This is a genomic window from Pseudomonas sp. MPFS (genome assembly GCF_022537035.1).
GTDB classification, from domain to species: domain Bacteria; phylum Pseudomonadota; class Gammaproteobacteria; order Pseudomonadales; family Pseudomonadaceae; genus Aquipseudomonas; species Aquipseudomonas sessilinigenes.
This window is the reverse complement of sequence record NZ_CP066123.1, coordinates 5,578,563-5,598,868: the sequence shown is the minus strand read 5'-3', so window position 1 is coordinate 5,598,868 and position 20,306 is coordinate 5,578,563. Positions and strand designations below refer to the sequence as shown.

Annotated in this window: 20 protein-coding genes; 9 read left to right on the top strand and 11 right to left on the bottom strand. The window is 62.4% G+C overall.

Features of this window, described 5'->3' with window-relative positions; all coding sequences use genetic code 11:
• The first annotated feature begins 4 nt into the window (after positions 1-4).
• Together I9018_RS25545 and I9018_RS25540 are read left to right on the top strand one after the other, a co-directional pair.
• On the top strand, positions 5-718 hold the full coding sequence (locus I9018_RS25545) for a lipopolysaccharide kinase InaA family protein (protein WP_068585074.1): 714 nt from the start codon (positions 5-7) through the stop codon (positions 716-718).
• A gap of 2 nt (positions 719-720) precedes the next feature.
• Positions 721-948: a hypothetical protein gene (locus tag I9018_RS25540; RefSeq protein WP_068585076.1), complete on the top strand. Its 228-nt coding sequence runs from the start codon at positions 721-723 to the stop codon at positions 946-948.
• A 55-nt stretch (positions 949-1,003) separates the two neighbouring features.
• Here the strand turns inward: I9018_RS25540 and I9018_RS25535 are convergent, their stop codons facing one another.
• From I9018_RS25535 to I9018_RS25500, 8 genes are all read right to left on the bottom strand, one after another.
• Positions 1,004-2,101, bottom strand: a complete 1,098-nt coding sequence (locus I9018_RS25535; RefSeq protein WP_068585392.1) for a DUF1513 domain-containing protein — start codon at positions 2,099-2,101, stop codon at positions 1,004-1,006.
• A gap of 2 nt (positions 2,102-2,103) precedes the next feature.
• Entirely contained in the window at positions 2,104-3,168 is a 1,065-nt protein-coding gene (locus I9018_RS25530) for an imelysin family protein (protein ID WP_068585079.1), read from the bottom strand.
• A 43-nt stretch (positions 3,169-3,211) separates the two neighbouring features.
• Complete coding sequence (locus I9018_RS25525) at positions 3,212-4,633, bottom strand: di-heme oxidoredictase family protein (RefSeq protein WP_241107851.1); 1,422 nt, start codon at positions 4,631-4,633, stop codon at positions 3,212-3,214.
• A 190-nt stretch (positions 4,634-4,823) separates the two neighbouring features.
• Positions 4,824-6,164, bottom strand: a complete 1,341-nt coding sequence (locus I9018_RS25520) for an imelysin family protein (RefSeq protein ID WP_068585085.1) — start codon at positions 6,162-6,164, stop codon at positions 4,824-4,826.
• A gap of 159 nt (positions 6,165-6,323) precedes the next feature.
• Complete coding sequence (locus I9018_RS25515) at positions 6,324-8,375, bottom strand: bifunctional diguanylate cyclase/phosphodiesterase (RefSeq protein ID WP_241107850.1); 2,052 nt, start codon at positions 8,373-8,375, stop codon at positions 6,324-6,326.
• 305 nt (positions 8,376-8,680) lie between these two features.
• Positions 8,681-9,277 carry a Fe-Mn family superoxide dismutase gene (locus I9018_RS25510; protein ID WP_016966196.1) on the bottom strand — a complete coding sequence of 199 codons (597 nt, stop codon included), beginning with the start codon at positions 9,275-9,277 and terminating at the stop codon, positions 8,681-8,683.
• A gap of 176 nt (positions 9,278-9,453) precedes the next feature.
• Positions 9,454-10,056, bottom strand: coding sequence for a LysE/ArgO family amino acid transporter (locus I9018_RS25505; RefSeq protein WP_068585090.1), 603 nt, complete (start codon positions 10,054-10,056; stop codon positions 9,454-9,456).
• A gap of 2 nt (positions 10,057-10,058) precedes the next feature.
• Positions 10,059-10,463 (bottom strand): ACT domain-containing protein, encoded by a 405-nt coding sequence (locus I9018_RS25500; protein WP_068585095.1) that lies wholly within the window; start codon positions 10,461-10,463, stop codon positions 10,059-10,061.
• A 110-nt stretch (positions 10,464-10,573) separates the two neighbouring features.
• Between I9018_RS25500 and I9018_RS25495 the strand changes: the two genes are divergently transcribed.
• The 4 genes from I9018_RS25495 (at position 10,574) to I9018_RS25480 (ending at position 14,466) form a co-directional block, all read left to right on the top strand.
• Positions 10,574-11,473, top strand: a complete 900-nt coding sequence (locus I9018_RS25495) for a LysR family transcriptional regulator ArgP (RefSeq protein WP_241107849.1) — start codon at positions 10,574-10,576, stop codon at positions 11,471-11,473.
• Between the two features lie 90 nt (positions 11,474-11,563).
• On the top strand, positions 11,564-12,556 hold the full coding sequence (locus I9018_RS25490; protein ID WP_068585101.1) for an NAD(P)-dependent oxidoreductase: 993 nt from the start codon (positions 11,564-11,566) through the stop codon (positions 12,554-12,556).
• A 106-nt stretch (positions 12,557-12,662) separates the two neighbouring features.
• Complete coding sequence (locus I9018_RS25485) at positions 12,663-13,505, top strand: ATPase (protein WP_068585103.1); 843 nt, start codon at positions 12,663-12,665, stop codon at positions 13,503-13,505.
• Positions 13,506-13,620: 115 nt separating this feature from the next.
• Positions 13,621-14,466 carry a cache domain-containing protein gene (locus I9018_RS25480; RefSeq protein ID WP_068585106.1) on the top strand — a complete coding sequence of 282 codons (846 nt, stop codon included), beginning with the start codon at positions 13,621-13,623 and terminating at the stop codon, positions 14,464-14,466.
• Between the two features lie 16 nt (positions 14,467-14,482).
• Here I9018_RS25480 and I9018_RS25475 read toward each other — a convergent pair whose 3' ends face one another.
• Positions 14,483-15,997 carry an MDR family MFS transporter gene (locus I9018_RS25475; RefSeq protein ID WP_241107848.1) on the bottom strand — a complete coding sequence of 505 codons (1,515 nt, stop codon included), beginning with the start codon at positions 15,995-15,997 and terminating at the stop codon, positions 14,483-14,485.
• Positions 15,998-16,379: 382 nt separating this feature from the next.
• On the opposite strand from I9018_RS25475, the gene I9018_RS25470 reads away from it, so the two are divergent.
• Positions 16,380-17,294: a helix-turn-helix domain-containing protein gene (locus I9018_RS25470; RefSeq protein WP_068585112.1), complete on the top strand. Its 915-nt coding sequence runs from the start codon at positions 16,380-16,382 to the stop codon at positions 17,292-17,294.
• Here I9018_RS25470 and I9018_RS25465 read toward each other — a convergent pair.
• Together I9018_RS25465 and I9018_RS25460 are read right to left on the bottom strand one after the other, a co-directional pair.
• The gene (locus I9018_RS25465) at positions 17,287-17,463 is read right to left on the bottom strand and encodes a hypothetical protein (protein WP_164487314.1); all 177 of its coding nucleotides are present in this window, start codon (positions 17,461-17,463) and stop codon (positions 17,287-17,289) included. The genes I9018_RS25470 and I9018_RS25465 overlap by 8 nt on opposite strands.
• Before the next feature lie 141 nt (positions 17,464-17,604).
• Positions 17,605-18,510 carry a LysR family transcriptional regulator gene (locus I9018_RS25460; protein ID WP_068585115.1) on the bottom strand — a complete coding sequence of 302 codons (906 nt, stop codon included), beginning with the start codon at positions 18,508-18,510 and terminating at the stop codon, positions 17,605-17,607.
• A 113-nt stretch (positions 18,511-18,623) separates the two neighbouring features.
• Between I9018_RS25460 and I9018_RS25455 the strand changes: the two genes are divergently transcribed.
• Positions 18,624-19,508 (top strand): MBL fold metallo-hydrolase, encoded by an 885-nt coding sequence (locus I9018_RS25455; RefSeq protein ID WP_068585118.1) that lies wholly within the window; start codon positions 18,624-18,626, stop codon positions 19,506-19,508.
• Between the two features lie 72 nt (positions 19,509-19,580).
• Positions 19,581-20,195 (top strand): NAD(P)-dependent oxidoreductase, encoded by a 615-nt coding sequence (locus I9018_RS25450; RefSeq protein WP_068585121.1) that lies wholly within the window; start codon positions 19,581-19,583, stop codon positions 20,193-20,195.
• The last annotated feature ends 111 nt before the right edge of the window (positions 20,196-20,306 follow it).

Here is a 20,306-nt window from a genome sequence, read left to right as displayed (position 1 = left end):
AAAGATGACTGCTGAATGTGCTTCGGAAATGGATGCCGTGCCCACAGACCGCTTTGAGTACTTCTGGAACGAGCAAGGTGAGTGGGTCGAGGAGCCAAACAAGCGTCGTGGCGGTGAAAGTGGTGTTCAGCGCATAGTCAGCAGTAAGGGACGCCTGCTCTATGCCAAGCGTCAGGTGGGGCATATCTATCGCAGTTGGTTGCACCCTTTTGGTCGACCGACGGTGCTGCGTGAGCGAGATGCTTTGCATGGCTTGCGTCTGTTGGACGTAACCGTTCCGGAGTTGGTGTTCTGTGGGGCGCGGCGTGACTCGCAGGCACAGTGGCAGGCTCTGCTGGTGACTGCTGCGCTTGACGGTTTCGTGGAAATTGACAATTGGTATGCCGCTGGTGAGCGCGAGCGACACGGCGAGGTGCTCCATGAGCGCGTGCTCCAGGCAGTGGCCGCGACCCTGGTGCGTATGCACAAGGGCCGCTGGCAGCACGGCTGCCTGTATTCCAAGCATATTTTTGTGCGGGTCGATGGTGAGGGCGAGCAGGCTCAGATACGGATTGCCCTGCTGGATTTCGAGAAGTGTCGCCAGCGCTTGAGCGCTGGTCGGGCTGCGGCCCATGACCTTAAACAGCTACGCCGCCATTCGTCGTGGAATGACACGGACTGGGAAAAGCTCTACTACTTTTACAAAACGGCGTTTGGCAGCTCTATCAAAGGTTTATAGCGATGAAGCTAGAAATTGCACGAGGTATGTTCCTGGCAGGAGCCTTGGCAGTTGCTTCCCTGGCGCTGGTGGTCTGGGAGCAGCCTCGCACTCAGGTGCTGAGCACGGCCCAGGGTGGTGCTCATTGTCCGGTGCCGCGGGTGGCGAAGGTCGCTACGGCAGCCAAGCCCGACCATGACCTGCTGTTGTTCATGTTCGGCATGAGCCAGGGCTTGAAGCCCCAGAGTTGAAGATTCTCCTGCCAGACAAAGGCCTCGCATCGCGAGGCCTTTTTATTTCAGGTCTTCAAGCCAGGTGCAGATGGTTGTCCCAGAGCCCCGCGGGCAGGTCCAGGGGCTTGGCCGTTATCTGTGCCTGGCGGCAGTCGTAGAAGCGGCAGCGGCCCTGGCCTGAGGTCACGACGAAGCCATCGGCAACGGCACCGACCCCTGCGCAGTCAGGCAACGGGGCATCGACCCGCAGGGTCCCGGTATCCAGGTCCCAGATGAAGAAGCGGTTGCCTCGGGGGGCGGTCAAGGCCACCAGCCGCAGTTCGCTGTGTACGGCGACGCTGGCGGTGTAGTGCCCCATGGCCTGCAACTGCTGTTCGGCCACCGGGAACGCGGCAAAGGGCTGGCCAGGACGCTTGATTGCCAGCAGTTCGGAGGGTTCGTGGGCGGCGCCCATGAACTGTTGTCCGGTGACGATGGTGCCGTCGCTGGCGATGCCCATGTGACGCACGCTGTTCATCTGCTGGGCCAGGGTTTCCTTGCTCAGCAGGGTGCCGTCACGTTGCATCAGCACCAGGCTCGGTTCCATGGCGTCGAGATTCATCTCTACCCGGCTTTCGGCTTCGGTGCGGATGCCGCCGTTGGCGACCACCAGGGTTTCCCCGTCGGGCATCCACGACACCTGGTGCGGGCCAATGCCATGGGTGGAGAGTTCGCCGCTGTGTACCAGGCGTTCGCCTTCGAAGCGGTAGACGCCCAGCAGGCCCCGGCCCGGATCACGAGTGTCGTTCTCGGTGGCATACAGCCATTCGCCATCCTTGTGGATCACCGCATGCCCGTAGAAATGCCGGTCGGGCTGCGAGGCCACGACTTGCAGCAACTTGCCGTCGCGCAGATCGATCAGGTAGCTCTCGGTACCCGGGCGCCTGGCCACGAACAGCGCGATAGGCAGTCGTGGGTGGTTGATGATGTCATGGCAACGTTGGCCGACCTGGGTGGCAAACACCTGTTTACCGTCCAGTTGATAACCGACGGCGTAATGCTTGCCGTCGCCGTCATCCCTGGCCGAAAGCAGCAAGGGTTGCTTGCCCTTTTGCTTGAACAGCGTCCAGCCGCCCAAGGTCACCGCACTGAGCAGCAGGCTGCCCAGTGCCAAAGCCTGACGTCGCAGCATCATCAGTCACCGTCGTTGGCGTTGAAGCCCAGTTGGATGCCCAGCGCCTTGGCCAACTCGCCTTCGTGCAGGCGATGGACCACGTTGAGGCTGTCATACAGGTCGTTGAGCTGTTGGCGTCCAGCGTCGTCGCCGAGCATCTCGGTCAACGAGCGCTGGGTGCTGGCGAAGAGTTTCAAGGACGCGGCATAGGCAGCGTCGATCTTGTCGGCCAGGGGTTTCTGTTCGGCCGGCAGGAGACCTCGCAGGCCCTTGTTGTCGACCCCGGACCAGACGGTCTGGGCGGCGCTGAGGCTGGCTTCCAGGCCTTGCAGCGACGATTGGCTGCGCCAGGCGTCGGCCTGGAACGGCTGTGGGATGCCCTTGGTCTGGCGACCCATCGGGGTGCCGAGCTTTTTCTTCAGGGTATCCAGGGCCGTGACTTGTACGCGCAGCAGGTCGGCGATGGCCTCATGGGAGTCGGCATAGCGCTGGTTGGGGAACTTGCTCATCTGCGCCAGCATGCCGTCGTTGGTATTCCAGCTCGAGAGGATTTCCTCGGCCAGGAGTTTCTGGCGCTCGCCAATGGCGGTCAGCAATGGGCAGTAGCGGGCTTTCTGCGCGCTGTCCGCCATGTCGATCTTGCTGTCGAAGAGAATGTATTCGTAGGCCGACAGTCCCTGGACCACGACACTGGACTTGCTCAGGGCCGCAGCATCGATCTGGGGTGTGGTGCTGACCAGTTGCTCTACCTGGCGACCCACCAGGTTCTTCTTGTCCGGCCAGAACTGTACCTGCCATGAGCGGTTGCCCTCGGCCAGAGGGCCGATCAACAGCGGTTGCAGCTCGGCCCAGGCCTTTTGTGCATGAAGGAAGTCGGCACGGGCGGTCTCCAGGGTTTCCTTGCCTTCACAGAAGGCCAGGGCGCTGATGGCCAGTTGGCGATCGGCCTCGACCCAGCGGCTATAGGTCGGCAGGATCACCTGCTTGGCGATGGCTGCGGAGGTCACGGCTTGTGGGTCCTGGGGCGAGCAGGCGCCCAGGGCAAGTGCGGCAAGGCTGGTGAAGAGCAGTTTGGGGCGGAACATGTTCGGGCTCCCTTTATTGTGGAGAAAGCATATGAGTCGAGCGTTATAAGGAATTCAGGAATGCCAGCAACGCAGCGCGCTGCTCGGCATTGAAAGCAAGGACCTGCTGTTTCGCACCTTCGGCTTCGCCGCCATGCCAGAGCACGGCTTCCATCAGGTTGCGGGCGCGGCCGTCATGCAGGAACTGGGTATGACCGCTGACGGTCTCGGTCAGGCCGATTCCCCACAGCGGCGCGGTGCGCCAGTCGCGGCCACTGGCCTTGAACTCGGTGCGCTGGTCCGCCAGGCCCTCGCCCATGTCGTGCAGCAGCAGGTCGCTGTAGGGGCGGATCACCTGGTTGGCCAGCTCAGTTTCCGCAGCGTCGGCCTTGGTCGTGAAGCTTGGGGTATGGCAGGACTGGCAACCGGCCTGGAAGAACAGGTTCTTGCCGGCCAGGACCTGGGGTGAGTCGATATCGCGGCGTACGGGTACCGCCAGGTTACGGGTATAGAACAGCACCAGGCGCAGGATGTTGTCGCTGACTTCCGGCTCGCCGTCCGGGCCATTGCCGTTGGGCGCCCGCTTGCAGTCGGTTTGTGCGTCGGTGCAGTCATCGAAGGGTCTCAGGCTGGTCGTCAGGCCCATATCACCAGAAAACGCGTGAACGTTTTGTTGATTGAGGCTCGGTTGCCCGGCTTTCCAGCCAAATCGCCCGAGTACGGTCTTTTGCAGGGCATCGTCCCAGACCCAGTTGGGGCGACCGGCAATGGCGTTTTTGCTCACCGGCCTGGCATTGGCCAGGATTGCCTCTTCGGGAATGGCTTCGAGCAGCCCCAGGCCAATCATGGGGGGCGCGACCCGGGCCGAGAAGCGGGTGTCCGGGTGCATCGGTCCGTAGCCCAGGTCGGTGATCTGCAGGTTGGGTTTGCGCAGCTCCACCAGGGTGCCGTCCTGGAAGCGTACCGGCACGGGCTCGTAGCCCACGCGCACCCGGCCTTCCGGGGCGACTCCGGGGATGGCCATGTCCTGCAACTGGCCGCCATAGACCGGCTCCGGAACGATGCCGGCCTGTTCGATGAGCCTGGCATAGGCGGGCTCATCGGGGATCGACAGGCGTACCAGCATCGACACCGCATTGAGTGCATCCGGTGTTGGCGGGTGGCCTCGACCGTCCTTGATGTGGCAGTTCTGGCAGGCATTGGTATTGAACAGCGGGCCAAGGCCGTCACGAGCCGTGGTGGTGGAAGGGGCGATGACCCAGGGGTTGCGGAAGAAACTGTTGCCGACGCTGAAGTCCAGGCGCCGGGTCGGCGGCAGGTTGGCCGACGGCATGGAGAAGGCATTGCGATCGCCCTGGTTGACCGTCGTCGCGCCACCGGCGCGGGCTTCTCCAGGTTCGGCCCCGGTGAAGCGCGGTGCGTCATCGCAGGCACTCAGGCACAAGGCCATGAGTAGAGCGGACCAGCGAAGCAGCAACGAGGGCATCGGATATCCTGCAAGACGAGCAAAACAAGGGCGCAAAGTCTAACAGGGCAGCTTGGATTGAATAAGAGGAATTATCGTTTGGTTTGACCCAGGACAAGCTTGCTGGAGCACCGCGCAGGTTGCACCAGTGGCTGCGACGGGAACGAAAAAGGCGACCCGCGGGTCGCCTTTTTACCGGGTGCAATGCTGATCAGAATTCGTGATCGGCGTTGTCCGGGTTCAGGTCGGTGATGCCCAGCTTGCCAGCTGCCTGCTCGATCGAACCGGTCTGCTTGACCAGCGCGGCGATGGCATCGCGCACGATCTGGTTGCCCGACTCGTTGCCGGCGGCGATCAGCTGGTCGTAGTGCTCGCCCTTGTTGGCGTGGTCCACCATGACCTGGATCTTGGCTTCGGTAGCGGCCAGGTCGGCCTTGAGCGCTTCATCGGCGGCTGGGTCAGCCTTGGCCACCAGGGACGACAGGCTGGCGCCGGTCATCTTGCTGCCGTCGACACGGGTGTACTCGCCCAGGTAGACGTTACGGATGCCCTTGGCGTCGTAGAAGTGCGAGTTGTGGGTGTTGTCGCTGAAGCAGTCCTGCTCGTCTTCCGGGGAGTTGGCTTCCAGGGATACCTTCATCCGCTCGCCGGCCAGTTCGCCCAGGGACAGGCTACCCATGCCGAAGAGCATCTTGCGCAGGCCGGTCTCGGCAGGTTCCGCTTCCAGGGTTGCACGGTAGTTGTCGGCCACGTCCGGTTTCCAGTTGCCGACCATTTCCTCCAGGTCGTTGACCAGCAATTGGGTCACGGCCTTGAGGTAGGCACGGCGGCGATCGTTATGACCGCCAGTGGCGCCGGCACCTTCCAGGTAGTCGGAGGCCGGACGGGCACCGGCGCCTGGGCCGGTACCGTTGAGGTCCTGGCCCCAGAGCAGGAACTCGATGGCGTGGTAGCCGGTGGCGACGTTGGCTTCGGCCCCGCCCAGCTCATTGAGGCTGGCGAGTTTTTCCGGGGTGATGTCCTTCACGTCGATCTTGTCTTCGCCGATGCGGATCTCGGTGTTGGCAATGATGTTGGCGGTGGCCCCGGGGTTGCCCAGTGCGTGTTCGTAGCTCTTGTCGACGTAGTCGATCAGGCCTTCGTCCAGGGGCCAGGCATTAACCTGGCCTTCCCAGTCGTCGATGATGGTGTTGCCGAAGCGGAACACTTCGCTTTGCAGATAGGGTACGCGCGCCGCGACCCAGGCCGCCTTGGCCGCTGCCAGGGTCTGGTCGTCAGGCTTGGCCAGGAAGGCATCGATAGCGCCCTGCAGGGTTTTCGCAGTGGATTCGGAGTCGCTGTAGACGGCGAAGACCATGTCGGCGTAATGCGCGACCACGGCCTTGGCGGCCGCTTCGTCGAGCTTGCCGGCGGCGTCGCTGGCCGGGGTAGCGGTGCTGGTCGCCGGGGTCGGCGCTTGAGCGGTAGCCTTGTCGTCTTTGCCTTCGCCGCAACCGGCGAGGGAAATAGCGATGGCCAACAGACTGGCGGTAGCCAGAGGCATACGAATCATGGCGAACATCCTGCTTCGAGAGGGAGTGGACGGCGCGGGGTGCGCAAAAACTGCGACATAATGCGAAAGATTTGCATTATGTGTAAAGGGTGGTGCCTGTAATTATTTCTTGCCCGGCAAGGCCTTGCGCAAGGCGCAAAGCCCCGCGCCACAGTGCTTTCAGAGGATCGCTGCGTTGCTGCGCTGGGCCTGCTTGAGGTAGGCCCCGAGCTCCCGTGCCGAGAGTGGTTTGCTGTAGTGATAGCCCTGACCTTCGTGGCAGCCCTCGCTGATGATGTAGGCCTCCTGCTCGGCTGTCTCCACGCCTTCGGCGATCACCTGCATGCCCAGGCTCTTACCCAGCTGGATGATCGCGCGCACGATGGTCGCATCGTCATCGTCCTCCAGCAGGTCCTGGACGAAGCTCTTGTCGATCTTGATCTTGTCCAGGGGCAGGCTCTTGAGGTAGCTGAGGGACGAATAGCCGGTGCCGAAGTCGTCGATGGCGATCAGCGCTCCGGAGCGACGCAGGCTCAGCAGATGCTGGGCGGCGGTGCTGATGTCTTCCATCAGGCCGGTTTCGGTCACCTCCAGCTCCAGGCTACGTGGCGGCAGGCGATAGATCTGTAGCAGGTTGTTGACCACCCGTGGCAGTTCGGCGTGGTGCAACTGCACGGTGGACAGGTTGACCGCCATGCGCAGGTCGCTGAAGCCCATGTCGTGCCATTCCCGCAGTTGGCGGCAGGCCTGGTCCAGTACCCATTCGCCGATAGCGATGATGGTGCCGTTCTGCTCGGCCAGCGGGATGAACAGGTCCGGTGGCACCAGGCCGTGGTCCGGATGCTGCCAGCGCAGCAGTGCCTCGACCCCCACCACTCGATGGTCGCGATAGCTGATCTGCGGCTGGTACACCAGGAAGAACTGTTCCCGGGCCAGGGCTTCGCGCAGGTCTTTCTCCAGCTCCCGGCGGCGCCGCATCTCGCTGTCGACGCTGGCGATGTAGAACTGATAGCGATTGCGCGAGCGGCTCTTGGCCAGGGTCATGGTCTGCTCGGCTTTTTGCAGGAGCTTCTCGGTGCTGTCGCCATCTTCCGGGAACAGGGTGATGCCGATGGTGGCACGCAGGCGAATCTCCTGTTGGTCCAGGGCGAACGCCGCCTCCAGGTCGTCGAGGATGCTCTGCGCCAGCTCGGCGGCTTCGTAGGGTTGTTCGATGTCGGCCTGGACCAGGGCGAACTGGTCGCCACCCAGGCGGGCCAGGGCTCCGAGGCGGCCGCTATGGCCACGCAGGCGATCGGCCAGGGCCAGCAACAACTGGTCGCCGGTCTGGTAGCTGAATTGCTCGTTCACGCCCTTGAAGTCATCCAGGCCGACGCACAGTACCGCGACCCGACGTTGCAGGCGCCCGGCATCCACCAGGATCTTGTCCAGTTGCTGCTGCAGTTGCTGGCGGTTGGGCAGGCCGGTAAGGAAGTCGTACTGGGCCATGCGCAGCAGGCTGTTCTCCGCTTCATGGCGCAGGTGGGTATTGCGCTCGATGGAGGCCAGCAACTGGTTGGCGGTGTTGATCCAGATCCCCAGTTCATTGCGTTCGTGGCCCTTGAGCAGGGGCAGCTGGTGTTCGCTGGGGCGATCGGGGTTGATGGTGGTCAGGTGCTCGATGATCCGCGACAGCGGCTTGGTCAGCAGCCAGTGATAGACCAGGTACAGCACCAGGCCCATGGCCAGGGCGCGCAGGACCCCGGAGACGAAAATGATCACCGAGCTGACGATGAAGTCCTGGCCATAGGTGGCGGTGTCCAGGGTGATGCTCAGGTCGCCGTAATACTCGCTATAGGGGCCGCGTCCCACCAGTGGCGTGGTGAAGGTCCGCTCCTGGCCGAGGATCAGGTCGGTCAGCCAGCGGCTGGAGGACTTCTGCAGGTCGCGGGATTTTTCCGCGAGCATGGTTTCGTTGGGGTGGCCGATAGAGGCCATGCGCACGGCATCGTCCTGGAACAGGCCTTCGATCACTTGCATCCCCATCTCCCGATCCAGGCTGTAGACCGCCTGGGTCGATGGGTCGCGAAACATGTCGAGTATGCGCTGGGCGTCGTTGGCTACCGCCTGCCGAGTCTTATAGGCATCGAAGACGATCTGGGCGCAGCTCAGGACCACGCCTACTATGAGTGCCGACAGCAGCACAACGCGGAGCAACTTCACCGACAAGCTGTTTTTGAGTTCCAGCTTCAAAGGGCTATTCCTTGTTCCGTGCGCGTAGCGTCAAGTTGCCATGAGTATTGGCAATCCCGTGGTGGCCGTCAAAGTGACATCTAATGCCGAGGACAGGACGTCTGCGGGCGAGGCCCGGGTGATCAGATTCAGGATTGCTCTAGCTGTGGATAGTGTGTCGGTAGCGACGCCTTGCAACTTGAGGGGATGGCGTAGTTTTTTACCTGCGGTGAATCTTAGCGTCTGTATCCGACGCGACAAGATCCCAGGTTTATCGCAGGCAAAAAAAACCCGGCCAGGCCGGGTTTTTTGTACCGCGCGTAGCCTTAGGCGACGAAATTCTTGCCTTCGAACTGCTCGGCCACGAATTTCCAGTTCACCAGGTTCCAGAACGCTTCAACGTACTTAGGACGCACGTTGCGGTAGTCGATGTAGTAGGCGTGTTCCCAGACGTCGCAGGTCAGCAGTGGAGTGTCGCCGCTGGTCAGGGGGTTGCCGGCACCGATGGTGCTGGCCAGGGCCAGGGAGCCGTCGGCCTTCTTCACCAGCCAGCCCCAGCCGGAACCGAAGGTGCCAACCGAAGTCTTGGTGAATTCTTCTTTGAACTTGTCGAACGAGCCGAACGCTGCGTTGATGGCATCAGCCAGAGCGCCGGTAGGCTGGCCGCCAGCGTTTGGCGCCAGGCAGTTCCAGTAGAAAGTGTGGTTCCAGACCTGGGCTGCGTTGTTGAAGATGCCGCCCGAAGAAGTCTTGACGATCTCTTCCAGGGTCTTGCCTTCGAACTCGGTGCCTGGCACCAGGTTGTTCAGGTTCACGACATAGGTGTTGTGGTGTTTGTCGTGGTGATATTCCAGGGTTTCCTTGGAAATGTGCGGCTGCAGGGCATCGTGTGCGTAGGGCAGCGGCGGCAATTCGAAAGCCATGGTGATTCTCCTAATCAGGTCTGTTGCGGTGAGCGCAAGGCCGATCACGGGCGGCCGGACAAGCGCCGGGGAGTTTGTACTCCTTGCGGCGCAAGCTTCGGATCATAGCACCGGGGGTGCTGCTTAACCACGCAACAACTGTGTGGAATAGAGGTTCCAGAGCCTTTTGGAATAAGTCATGCAGCACTGATCAACTGGAACGCGACGCTGAACATCATCACGGCTACCAGCAGGTCCAGAACCCTCCAGGTTCCAGGGCGGGCCAGCCATGGAGCGAGCCATGCAGCCCCCAGGGCCAGGGTGAAGAACCACAGCAGCGAAGCGCTGGCCGCCCCCACCACATAGGCCCCCGGCTCTGTCTGTTGCGCCCCCAGCGAGCCGATCAGCAGTACCGTGTCCAGGTATACGTGGGGGTTGAGCAGGGTCACCGCCAGGGCACTGAGCATCACCGCTCGCAGCGAGCGCACGGTCTGTCCATCGCCTTGCTCGAGGCTTTGCTTCGAACAGGCCCGGCGCAAGGCCTGGGCGCCGTACCAGATCAGGAAGGCCGCGCCGCCCCAGCGCGCCACTGCCAGCAGCGTCGGGCTCTGGGTGAGCACGGTGGCCAGGCCGAAGACCCCGGCAGCCACCAGCAACGCATCGCAGGTGACACACAGCGCGGCCACCGGCAGGTGGTGTTCGCGGCGCAGGCTCTGGGCCAGGACGAAAGCGTTCTGGGTGCCGATGGCCATGATCAGGCCTGCGGCCACCAGCAGGCCGTTTACATAGCTTTGCCACATGATCAGTGCTCCTCGCCGGCTGCCAGTCGTTGCAATACCTGCATGGCTTTCTGGGCATCGGCCAGGCCAACGAACAGGTGATCGTGGTAGTAGCCGGCAATCACGTTGCAACTGATCCCGGCCTGGCCCAAGGCACCGGCAAAGGCGGCGGTCAGGCCCACGGCTTGCAACGCCGAGTGCACCTGGAGGGTGATCCAGGCCGCCACGTAGTCGAAGCCCAGGCCGAGGCGTTCAGCCTGCTGGCGCTGGAGGATCACCGTCAGGCCCTCGCGTTCGTGAAAGCTGCCCAGCACCTCGCAATCCTGCAACAGGCTGCGATCGGTGATGGAGCAGAACACGTACTCACCGTCGTTGAGCTGCGGGCTCATGCTGCGCAGCAGGGTTGTGAGGGAAGTTTCACCGGTCATGAAGAAAGTCCTTGAGCGAAGAGGCGATACACACGCTTTGTGCTGGCTATTTTCCGGTGCCTGGCTGTATAAGAAAAACCAATAGTGCTGATCTCTCATTAGGAAAACTGATGTTCGACTACAAACTGCTTGCCGCACTTGCCGCGGTGATCGAACAGGCAGGATTCGAACGGGCAGCCCAGATACTGGGCTTGTCGCAGTCGGCTATTTCCCAGCGCATCAAACTGCTGGAAGCCCGGGTCGGCCAACCGGTCCTGGTGCGAGCAGCGCCTCCGACCCCGACCGAGATCGGCCGGCGCCTGCTCAACCATGTCCAGCAGGTGCGCCTGTTGGAACGCGATCTGCAGAGCCTGGTGCCGGCCCTGGATGAAGAGGGGCTACCCGAGCGCCTGCGCATCGCACTGAACGCCGACAGCCTGGCCACCTGGTGGGCAGAGGCGGTGGGGGATTTCTGCGCCGAGCATCACCTGCTCCTGGACCTGGTGGTGGAAGACCAGACGGTGGGCCTCAAGCGCATGCGGGCCGGGGAGGTGGCAGCCTGTGTCTGTGCCAGCGAGCGCCCGGTAGCCGGGGCCCGTAGCCTGTTGTTGGGGGGCATGCGCTATCGGGCCTTGGCCAGTCCGGCGTTCATTGCCCGGCATTTTCCCCAGGGTGTACGTGCCGAGCAGTTGGCCCGGACCCCGGCGCTGGTGTTCGGTCCTGATGATTTCCTGCAGCATCGCTACCTGGCGTCCTTGGGGGTCGATGGTGTTTTCGAGCATCATCTGTGCCCTTCTTCCGAAGGGTTCATTCGCCTCACGGAAGCTGGGCTCGGCTGGGGGCTGGTGCCCGAGTTGCAGGTTCGCGAGCAGATGCAGCGTGGCATCCTGCTGGAATTGCTACCGGACAAGCCCATCGATGTGCCGTTGTACTGGCATCATTGGCGTAATGGCGGGCAACTGCTGGCACAGCTCACCGAACACCTGGCACGTTTATCTGCACAATGGCTGGTGCCCTGGGAGCAGCCGTAAGCGTCAAGCGACAAGCTGCAAGCAGACAGTTTGCGCACTGACTTTTAACTTGCAGCTCGTAACTCGTCACTGCTTTCTTAGGAATATTTCATGAAGATTCTGGTCACCGGCGCAAGCGGCTTCATCGGCGGGCGCTTTGCTCGTTTCGCCCTTGAGCAGGGCCTGGAGGTGCGGGTCAATGGCCGGCGCGCCGAAGCCATGGAGCACCTGGTGCGCCGTGGTGCCGAATTCGTCCAGGGGGACCTGGGAGACGCCGATCTGGTACGCGAGCTGTGCCGTGACATCGACACCGTGGTGCATTGCGCGGGTGCCGTAGGCCTGTGGGGACGCTACCAGGACTTTCACCAGGGCAATGTGCTGGTCACCGAGAACGTGGTCGAAGCCTGCCTCAAGCAGCGAGTCCGGCGCCTGGTGCACTTGTCCTCGCCCTCGATCTACTTCGATGGCCGCGATCACCTGGGATTGACCGAAGAACAGGTGCCCAAGCGCTTCAAGCACCCTTATGCCGCCACCAAGTACCTGGCTGAGCAGAAGGTTTTCGGGGCCCAGGAGTTCGGCCTTGAAGTCCTGGCCTTGCGCCCGCGCTTCGTCACTGGCGCCGGCGACATGAGCATTTTCCCCAGGCTCCTGAAGATGCAGCGCAAGGGGCGCCTGGCCATCGTTGGCAATGGCTTGAACAAGGTCGACTTCACCAGCGTGCACAACCTCAATGACGCCCTGTTCAGTTGCCTGCATGCCAGCGGCTCGGCCCTGGGCAAGGTCTACAACATCAGCAACGGGGCCCCGGTACCATTGTGGGATGTCGTCAACTATGTGATGCGCCAGATGCAGGTGCCGCAGGTCACCCGTTATCGTTCCTATGGCCTGGCGTATAGCGTGGCGGCGCTCAATGAGGGTTTTTGCCGGATCTGGCCGGGGCGTCCGGAACCGACCCTGTCGCGCCTGGGCATGCAGGTCATGAACAAGGACTTCACCCTGGACATCAGCCGGGCCCGGCATTACCTGGACTATGAACCCAAGGTCAGTCTCTGGGCTGCCCTGGACGAGTTCTGCAGTTGGTGGAAGGCCCAGGACATAAGCTGAAATCGAACACGGAACCGGGTTCGCCCGCTCCTGTCCATTGGCCGGATGATCTGGCGGTTTATACTCGCCGCATCCTGCCCATACCGCGGTTCAGAAAGGTTGCCCCATGCGTAACGATGCACACGATGACTTCGACGATATTCCAAGCCTGCGCGCCGAGCCTCTTGATGACGATGTCCTCCCCACGCCCAGTGCTGTTCGCGAGCGCACCGCTGCACCTTTGCGCAACGCGCCAGCGGCCAAGAAGCCCAAGGGGGCCGGCACTGGCCCATTGTGGGCGTTGGTGGGGGCGTTGTTCTTCGCGTTCATCGGCCTTGCCTGGTGGAGCTTCCAGCAGATTTCGCTGATGGAGCAGCAGTTGGTGGCGACCCAGGAGAGCTTCGCCAGGATCAGCGAGGAGGCAGCCGGACGCCTGCAGGACATCTCCGGCAAGGTAGTGGCCAGCCAGACCAATGTCATCACCGACAACGAGGCCTTGAAGCTGCAGATCAAGCAGCTGGAAAGCCGCTTGCAGGACCAGGGGCTGCAGCAACAGGGCGTAGCCGGCCAGGCCACTGACCTGGACAAGCGCCTGGAACAGATGAGCACCCAGGGTACCGAGCAGCAGGCAGCCAACGTGCAATTGCAGGCCCAGGTAAAAGCCCTGGGAGCCGAGTTGGCGAGCCTGAAAGGTGCCCAGGCCGATGGCGACAAGGTCGACGCCCAGCTCAAGAGCCTGGGCACCGAGCTGGCCGCGCTGAAGAAGCAAGGCAACCCTGGGGCGGCCATCGAGCGCCTGGAGCAGGACATGATCGTGCTCAAGAGCCAGCAGGACAATCGTCCCGCGGCCGCACAGAACGGTGCCAGCACCGCCGAGTTCGACGCATTCCGTGGCCAGGTCACTCGCAACATCAATACCCTGCAAAGCCAGATCCAGAACCTGCAGCAGCAGATCAACACCCGTCCCTGACCGATCAGGCCCTGCTACACCAAGTGGCGGGGCCTGAGGCCGGTTTGCTGAATGTTCATCCATAGCCTGTAGCCGTCTACGCTTGTCGAACGCCAATCGGAACGAGGAGTGGGCGATGAAGGGGTTGCGCAAGGGTATTTGGCTGCTTTGGCCACTGTTGTTGTGCATGAGTGCGCTCCAGGCCGCGCCGGAGAACGATGACGGGGTGGCAGCCCGGGCGTTGCTGGAGAAGGCCCTGCGTTACTACCGGGAGCAGGGCGACAAGGCATTCGCTGCGTTCAGTCGCCAGGGCGAGTTCGTCGATCGGGATCGCTATGTCTTCGTGGTGGACACCCGCGGCGTGATGCTGGCCAGCGGTGGACCGTCGTCGGCGTTGATCGGCCGCGATGTGTCCCAGGTACTGGGGCAAGATCTGCGCAAGGCTTTCAAGGATGCACTGCAGACCCCGGAGCAAAACGGCATTCAGCAAGCCGAGTACCGCTGGCAGAACTGGGCGGATGGCAAGGTCGAACGCAAGCACGTGTACTTCCAGCGCGTTGGCGATCGTATCCTCGCAGTGGGTTACTACCTGCCCCGGGCGTCGGCCGAGCAGGCCAGGGCACTGCTGGAGCGGGCGGCGACGGCCTTGGGCACTGACCAGCCGGGCACGCTCAAGGCCATCAATGACCTGCAGGGCGGTTTCATCGAGGATGACTTGTATGTGTTCGTGGTCAGCCTCGACAGTCGGCGCTACCTGGCCCATGGCACCAACCTGCGCTTGCTCGATACCGACTTCGCCAAGGTCAAGGACCCCCAGGGCAAACCGGTGGGCGAGCCGATGCTGGCGCTGATGGCGCGCCAGGACCAGGGCGAGTACCTCTATCGCTGGAAGAACCCGGTGACCGGCAAGGTCGAGGACAAGCACGCTTATCTGCGCAAGGTGGGCAACCTGCTGGTGGCGGTGGGGTACTACAGTCCTTGAGTGGTGGGGCGCCTGTTCAACGGGCCTTGTCTTCGCGTCCGCGCAGCAGGCGGTTGGGCATGGCGAGCGCTGCGGCCAGTCCCAGCAGGGAGACTCCGGCACTGACCAGCAGCAGGTGCCGGAAAGTCAGCAGCAACTCCGCTCGCAGTGCGTCTCGTGCTGGGCCGGGGGCGGCGTTCAGGCCTTCGAGCAAGGCCTTGCCGGAGTGCCCTTCGCTCATCAGCCCACTGCCCAACTGCACCAGGCTCGAGTCTTGCAGCAAGGCCAGCAGCAATGCCGACATCAGCGCCACACCCACCGCGCCACCCAAGGCTCGAAACAGGTTGGTGGTACTGGTGGCGACCCCAATGTCACGTTGTTCCACCGCGTTCTGGGTACCTACCAGCGACGTGGGGAACTGCATGCCGCTGGCGATTCCGCAGAGCAGCATGAACAGGGCACTGAGCAATTCTGCCTGGGGGGCAATCAATGCCATGCCGAGAATCGACACCGGCATCAGCAGGGCTCCGGTGAGAATCATCGGTTTGTAGCGGCCAGTGACCGAAGTCAGGCGTCCGGCGCAGTAGGCGCCCATGGGCAGTCCCATGGCCAGGGGTAGCAGGTGCAGGGCGGCGCTGTCGGCCCCGGCCCCGGTGATGCTCTGGAAGCGCAGGGGCATCAGGACGATCAGTGAAATAGCCTGGAAGCTGGTGAAGAAGATCGTGCACCAGCACAACAGGGCATTGCGGTTGGCGAACAGGTGCATCGGCAACAGCGGCTCACGGGCCCGACGCTCATGCCAGACGAAAACCGCCAGGACAAGGGTGGCGATACCCAGTAGATCGAGCACTTGGGCGCTGCGCCAGGAGTATCCCTGGCCGATCTGCGTGATACCCAGCAGCAAGGCACTGAGCCCGATGATCAACAGCAGCGTGCCGAGGTAGTCGATGATCGGCTTGCGCTGGGGAACCGGCAGTCCTACCAGGGTACGGTAGGCGACCCACCAGGCTCCCAGGCCCAGGGGCAGATTGATCAGGAACACCCAGCGCCAGGACAGGAACTCGGTCATGTAACCGCCCAGCACGGGGCCGGCGACGCTGGCTACCGCGTACATGCTGCTGAAGTAGCCCTGGTAGCGACCGCGTTCCCGGGGCGGGACGATGTCGCCAATGATGGCCTGGCTCACCGAAATCATGCCGCCAGCACCGATGCCTTGGAAAATCCGTGCCAGCACCAGTTGCTCCATGTTCTGGGCCAGGCCACAAAACAGCGAGGCCAGGGTGAACAGTCCCATGCCGAACAGCATCAGTCGGCGTCGACCGTAGAGGTCACCGAGCTTGCCGTAGATGGGCACGGCGACGGTCATCGCCACCATGTAGCCGGAAATGACCCAGGCCAGCAGGCCGACATCCTTGAATTGAGCCGAAATGGCCGGCATGGAGACAGCGACGATGGTTTGGTCCAGGGCGCCGAGAAAGATCGCCAGCATCAACGCGACCAGCACGCTGCGTATCGCCGGAGTGGAGGAGGCAGGTTGTTGGAGATGGGACACGAAAGAACCTGTGGGGCAGTGATCGATCCGGCATGGCCGGGAGACATGGGGCCCAGTGTACTAAATAGGTGCCTACTAGATAGCCGTGCAAGGAAGTTCCTGACAGTTATTTCATGAACGTACCCAGGCACCGCCGCGAGCGGATTGCGGCTGCCTCAAGAGGGGGATGGTTGTTCTTTTGAATGGTGAATGCGACGCATTCTGTATAGTGTTCGGGCTTTGCGGTTGTGCCCGAGGGGAGCGGCAGGTGTATTAATTTATGTTACCTGAGCTTGCTTTTTCCCCTGGCGAATCCGTCAATTGATCAATACCTATCGATGGGTATCCACGCTCCCCGTTCCTGGGAGTGCTGATTGTCCTTCTCACCGAGGCCCGGACTGTAGTGAACAAGCCAGCCCTTGCGTCCATTCCCGTGTTCAAACTCTATGGCGAAGACCTGGAGTGGCCCACTCCCGATCTGTTGCACTGCGAGAGCATCAGCCAGCGAGGTCGAGAGTTCCAATGGGAGATCAAGCCTCATCGGCATGCCGACCTGTGCCAGTTGTTGTTCCTGTGCCGGGGGCAGGCAGAGTTGCAGGTCGAGGAGCGGCGGATCCTGTTGGAGACGCCGACGATCCAGGTCCTGCCACCGTTGTCGGTCCACGGCTTTCGTTTTTCCGAAGATGTCGAAGGCCATGTGGTGACCCTGGCGGCGCCGCTGGTGAGTCATCTGCAGGCGCGCCTGGGGCAGGTACAGGATGTCCTGGCAACGGACGCCAGCTATCCGGTGGGAGTCGATGCCCAATACCTGGAAAGCTTGTTCCATAGCCTGCAGGACGAGTACCAGGGACAGCAGCCCGCCCGGGAAATGCTCATGCACGCCCTCGTGGACATGATCGTGGTATGGATCGGGCGCCAGGCGCTGCTGCGTAGCAATGCCGGGCAGCGCCCACAGCGGTCACGGGAGTACTTCAACGGCTTCATGCAACTGGTGGAAGCCCACTATCGCGAGCATGTGAAGGTAGAGGACCTGGCACACAGGCTGGGTATCTCCGTGTCGCACCTCAATGGCACCTGTCGCGAGCTGGCAGGGCAGCCGGCATTGCAGATCATGCACGAGCGCCAATTGCTCGAAGCCAAGCGCCTGCTGACCTACACCAGGATGACCATCTACGAGATTTCCGCCGAGTTGGGGTTTTCCGACCCAACCAATTTCACCCGGCTGTTCCGGCGCCGGGTAGGCATCTCGCCCAAGGTCTTCCGCGATCAGCTCAAGGCCGAGCAGGCCGGCGACCGCGGCTCCCTTTCGCTTACCTGAGGGCGTTCAGGGTCGCGTTGTGGGGGATGCAGCGTTCCAGGTTGCAACTGGCATAGGCACGGGGCTGCATGCGGGCCTGTTCGACGCGATAGGCAGCGGTGCCGTATAGCGCCAGGGTCACGGTGCAGGTCATGAAGATGGCCAGGTACCTTCTTGTCTTGACGTTCATGGCGATGACCTCTGAACCGGTGCTTGGGTATTTTCCAAAGCACTGTTATCAGAATAGGTCAGCGACCGGGGGGCTGCTCCGTATGTTTGGCTGGGTATTCAGCAAATGGATCGGGATGCGCAACCAGCCACTTGGTGCGTCCTACAGGCCTTCGTCCCAGAGTGGTTCCTGGGGAAACCTCAGGACCAGGAAATCCAGCATGCTGCGCAAGGTGGCCGGCATGTGCTTGCGCGAGGCATAGACCGCATACATGTTCATCCTGCGGGGCTCGGCATTGGCCAGCAGGCGCACCAGCTCCCCGCGCTTGATGTATTCGCCTGCCTGGTAGCTGGGCAGCATGGCGATCCCGGCGCCGGCCATGGTCGTGCGCAGCAGGGTGCTGGCTTCGTTGGCGCTGATGTTGCCTTGCACCGGTACTGACACCGACTCGCCGTCCTGCTCGAAGTGCCACAGGCTCTTGCCGAAGTAGGAATGGGTCAGGCAGTTGTGCTGGCTCAGTTCCTCGACCTTTTGCGGGGCCGGATGTTGTTGCAGGTAAGCGGGCGATGCGCAGATCACCGAGCGGCAGACGGTCAGGCGCCGGGCAATCAGGTTCGGGTCCAGGTCGTTACTCGTGCGGATCGCCAGGTCGATCCGCTCATCCACCAGGTTCACCGTGCGATCGAGCATCTGCAGGTCGATGCTCACCGCAGGATAACGCCTGACGTATTCAGCCATGGCGTCAGCCAGTTGCGCTTGGCCGAAAGACGTACTGACGCTGATGCGCAACAGCCCGCGTGGGACATCGTCGGGTTCACCGACCGCTGCCTGCATGTCGTTGGACAGCTCCAGCATCTGTCGGCAACGGGGCAGGATCTCCCCGCCGGCGGCAGTCAGGCTGAGCTTGCGTGTGGTGCGGTGCATGAGACGGGCGCCGACCCAGTCCTCCAGTTCTGCCAGGTAACGCGAAACCACGGGGCGCGACAGGTCCAGGTGATCGGCGGCGGCCGATTGGCTGCCCAGGTCGACGACCGTGACAAAGACTCGCATTGCTTGGAGACGATCCATGATTTGCCCACTTTCAGAAACAAACTATGTCCAAGCATCGCATTTTTTGTGACGAGTCTGGCAACTAAGCTTGCTTCACTGTCAATCAAGTCAACAGACGCCGGAGCTGCCCCATGATCGGATTCACTTCATTCAAACGCCTGCTGCTGGCCACCGCTGTCCTGGGTTTTGCCGCCCATGCCGCAGCCGCCGAACCCGCCCTGCAACTGGACGTCTACAACCCCGGCAGCAACGCCATCTTCCCGGTCAGCTCGGTGCTGGTCAGCGGCAAGAAGGACGCGATCCTGGTGGACGCCCAGTTCGGCAAGTCCCAGGCCCAGCAACTGGTGGACAAGATCCGCGCCAGCGGCAAGCACCTGACCACGATCTACATCAGCCATGGCGATCCGGATTACTACTTCGGCCTCGACACCCTGACCAGTGCCTTCCCGGACGCCAAGGTCGTGGCCTCGCAGCCGACGGTCGAACACATCAAGGCCACCGTCGAAGGCAAGCTGGCCTTCTGGGGCCCGCAAATGGGCGCTGACGTTCCAGCCAAGACCATCGTGCCAAGCGTGCTCGAGGGCCACAGCCTGACTTTGGAAGGGCAGAAGCTCGACGTCATCGGCCTGGATGGCAAGCAACCGGATCGCAGCTTTGTCTGGATTCCCTCGATCAAGGCGGTGGTCGGTGGCGTGGTGGTCTCGGAGAACATCCATGTGTGGATGGCCGATACCCAGACTGCCCAGTCCCACCAGCAGTGGTTGAAGACCCTCAAGACCATCGAAGGCCTCAAGCCCAAGACCGTGATCCCCGGGCACTACCTGGGCGACAGCGCGCGCTCCTTGAAGCCGGTGCATTTCACGGCGGACTACATCAAGGCCTTCGATGAGGAAACCGCCAAGGCCAAGGACTCCGCGGCGCTGATCGCCGCCATGAAGAAGCGTTACCCGGACCTGGGCGAGGACAGTTCGCTGGAGCTGAGCGCCAAGGTCGCCAAGGGCGAAATGAAGTGGTGAAACCTTCCTGATCCCCGCTCCCGGACCGGGAGCGAGGGACGCTGTACTCTCTTTGCCAACTGGAGAATCGTCATGAGCAAGATCGCAATCATCGGTGCCACCGGCCGGGCCGGTAGCCAACTCCTGGAAGAAGCCCTGCGTCGTGGCCACAGCGTCACCGCCATCGCCCGCGACACCACGAAGATCGGCCAGCGGGCCGGGGTCGTCAGCCGTGCTGTGGATGTGGCCGACAGCGCCGCGCTGCAAGCGGCCGTAGCGGGTCATGACGTGGTGCTCAGCGCCGCGCATTTCGCCCCCATCGCTGCCAGCGCCATCATCGATCCGGTGAAGAAGGCCGGGGTCAAGCGCCTGCTGGTGGTGGGCGGTGCCGGTTCGCTGTTGCTGCCGGGTGGCGGCAAGGTCATCGACAGCCCCGGTTTCCCCGAGGAATACAAGGCCGAAGCCAGTGCCGGCGGGGTGTACCTGGAAACCTTGCGCAAGGAGCAGGACCTGGACTGGACCTTCCTCTCGCCGTCGGCGGAGTTCGTCGAAGGCGAACGCACCGGGAAGTTCCGCCTGGGCCAGGACGACCTGCTGGTCAGCGCCGAAGGTCGTAGCTGGATCAGCTTCGCCGACTACGCCATCGCCATGCTCGACGAAGTGGAAAAACCGGTCCACGTGCGCCAGCGCTTCACCGTCGGCTACTGATCCGGCTAACGGGCTCTAGCGGCTGCACCTCCCGGTGTAGCCGCCAGGGCTTGCGAGGCTGCAGGGTCTGAATCAGTAACTTGCGGCTGCGCAGGGCCCCAGGTCAGAGGC

What these genes read in the sequence shown, in the direction of transcription:
- I9018_RS25500 (WP_068585095.1), bottom strand. Translation starts at nt 10,463, where the DNA reads ATGACCGGTGAAACTTCCCTCACAACCCTGCTGCGCAGCATGAGCCCG.
- I9018_RS25540 (WP_068585076.1), top strand. Translation starts at nt 721, where the DNA reads ATGAAGCTAGAAATTGCACGAGGTATGTTCCTGGCAGGAGCCTTGGCA.
- I9018_RS25480 (WP_068585106.1), top strand. Translation starts at nt 13,621, where the DNA reads ATGAAGGGGTTGCGCAAGGGTATTTGGCTGCTTTGGCCACTGTTGTTG.
- I9018_RS25460 (WP_068585115.1), bottom strand. Translation starts at nt 18,510, where the DNA reads ATGGATCGTCTCCAAGCAATGCGAGTCTTTGTCACGGTCGTCGACCTG.
- I9018_RS25485 (WP_068585103.1), top strand. Translation starts at nt 12,663, where the DNA reads ATGCGTAACGATGCACACGATGACTTCGACGATATTCCAAGCCTGCGC.
- I9018_RS25525 (WP_241107851.1), bottom strand. Translation starts at nt 4,633, where the DNA reads ATGCCCTCGTTGCTGCTTCGCTGGTCCGCTCTACTCATGGCCTTGTGC.
- I9018_RS25450 (WP_068585121.1), top strand. Translation starts at nt 19,581, where the DNA reads ATGAGCAAGATCGCAATCATCGGTGCCACCGGCCGGGCCGGTAGCCAA.
- I9018_RS25520 (WP_068585085.1), bottom strand. Translation starts at nt 6,164, where the DNA reads ATGATTCGTATGCCTCTGGCTACCGCCAGTCTGTTGGCCATCGCTATT.
- I9018_RS25510 (WP_016966196.1), bottom strand. Translation starts at nt 9,277, where the DNA reads ATGGCTTTCGAATTGCCGCCGCTGCCCTACGCACACGATGCCCTGCAG.
- I9018_RS25505 (WP_068585090.1), bottom strand. Translation starts at nt 10,056, where the DNA reads ATGTGGCAAAGCTATGTAAACGGCCTGCTGGTGGCCGCAGGCCTGATC.
- I9018_RS25465 (WP_164487314.1), bottom strand. Translation starts at nt 17,463, where the DNA reads ATGAACGTCAAGACAAGAAGGTACCTGGCCATCTTCATGACCTGCACC.
- I9018_RS25545 (WP_068585074.1), top strand. Translation starts at nt 5, where the DNA reads ATGACTGCTGAATGTGCTTCGGAAATGGATGCCGTGCCCACAGACCGC.
- I9018_RS25530 (WP_068585079.1), bottom strand. Translation starts at nt 3,168, where the DNA reads ATGTTCCGCCCCAAACTGCTCTTCACCAGCCTTGCCGCACTTGCCCTG.
- I9018_RS25535 (WP_068585392.1), bottom strand. Translation starts at nt 2,101, where the DNA reads ATGCTGCGACGTCAGGCTTTGGCACTGGGCAGCCTGCTGCTCAGTGCG.
- I9018_RS25495 (WP_241107849.1), top strand. Translation starts at nt 10,574, where the DNA reads ATGTTCGACTACAAACTGCTTGCCGCACTTGCCGCGGTGATCGAACAG.
- I9018_RS25490 (WP_068585101.1), top strand. Translation starts at nt 11,564, where the DNA reads ATGAAGATTCTGGTCACCGGCGCAAGCGGCTTCATCGGCGGGCGCTTT.
- I9018_RS25455 (WP_068585118.1), top strand. Translation starts at nt 18,624, where the DNA reads ATGATCGGATTCACTTCATTCAAACGCCTGCTGCTGGCCACCGCTGTC.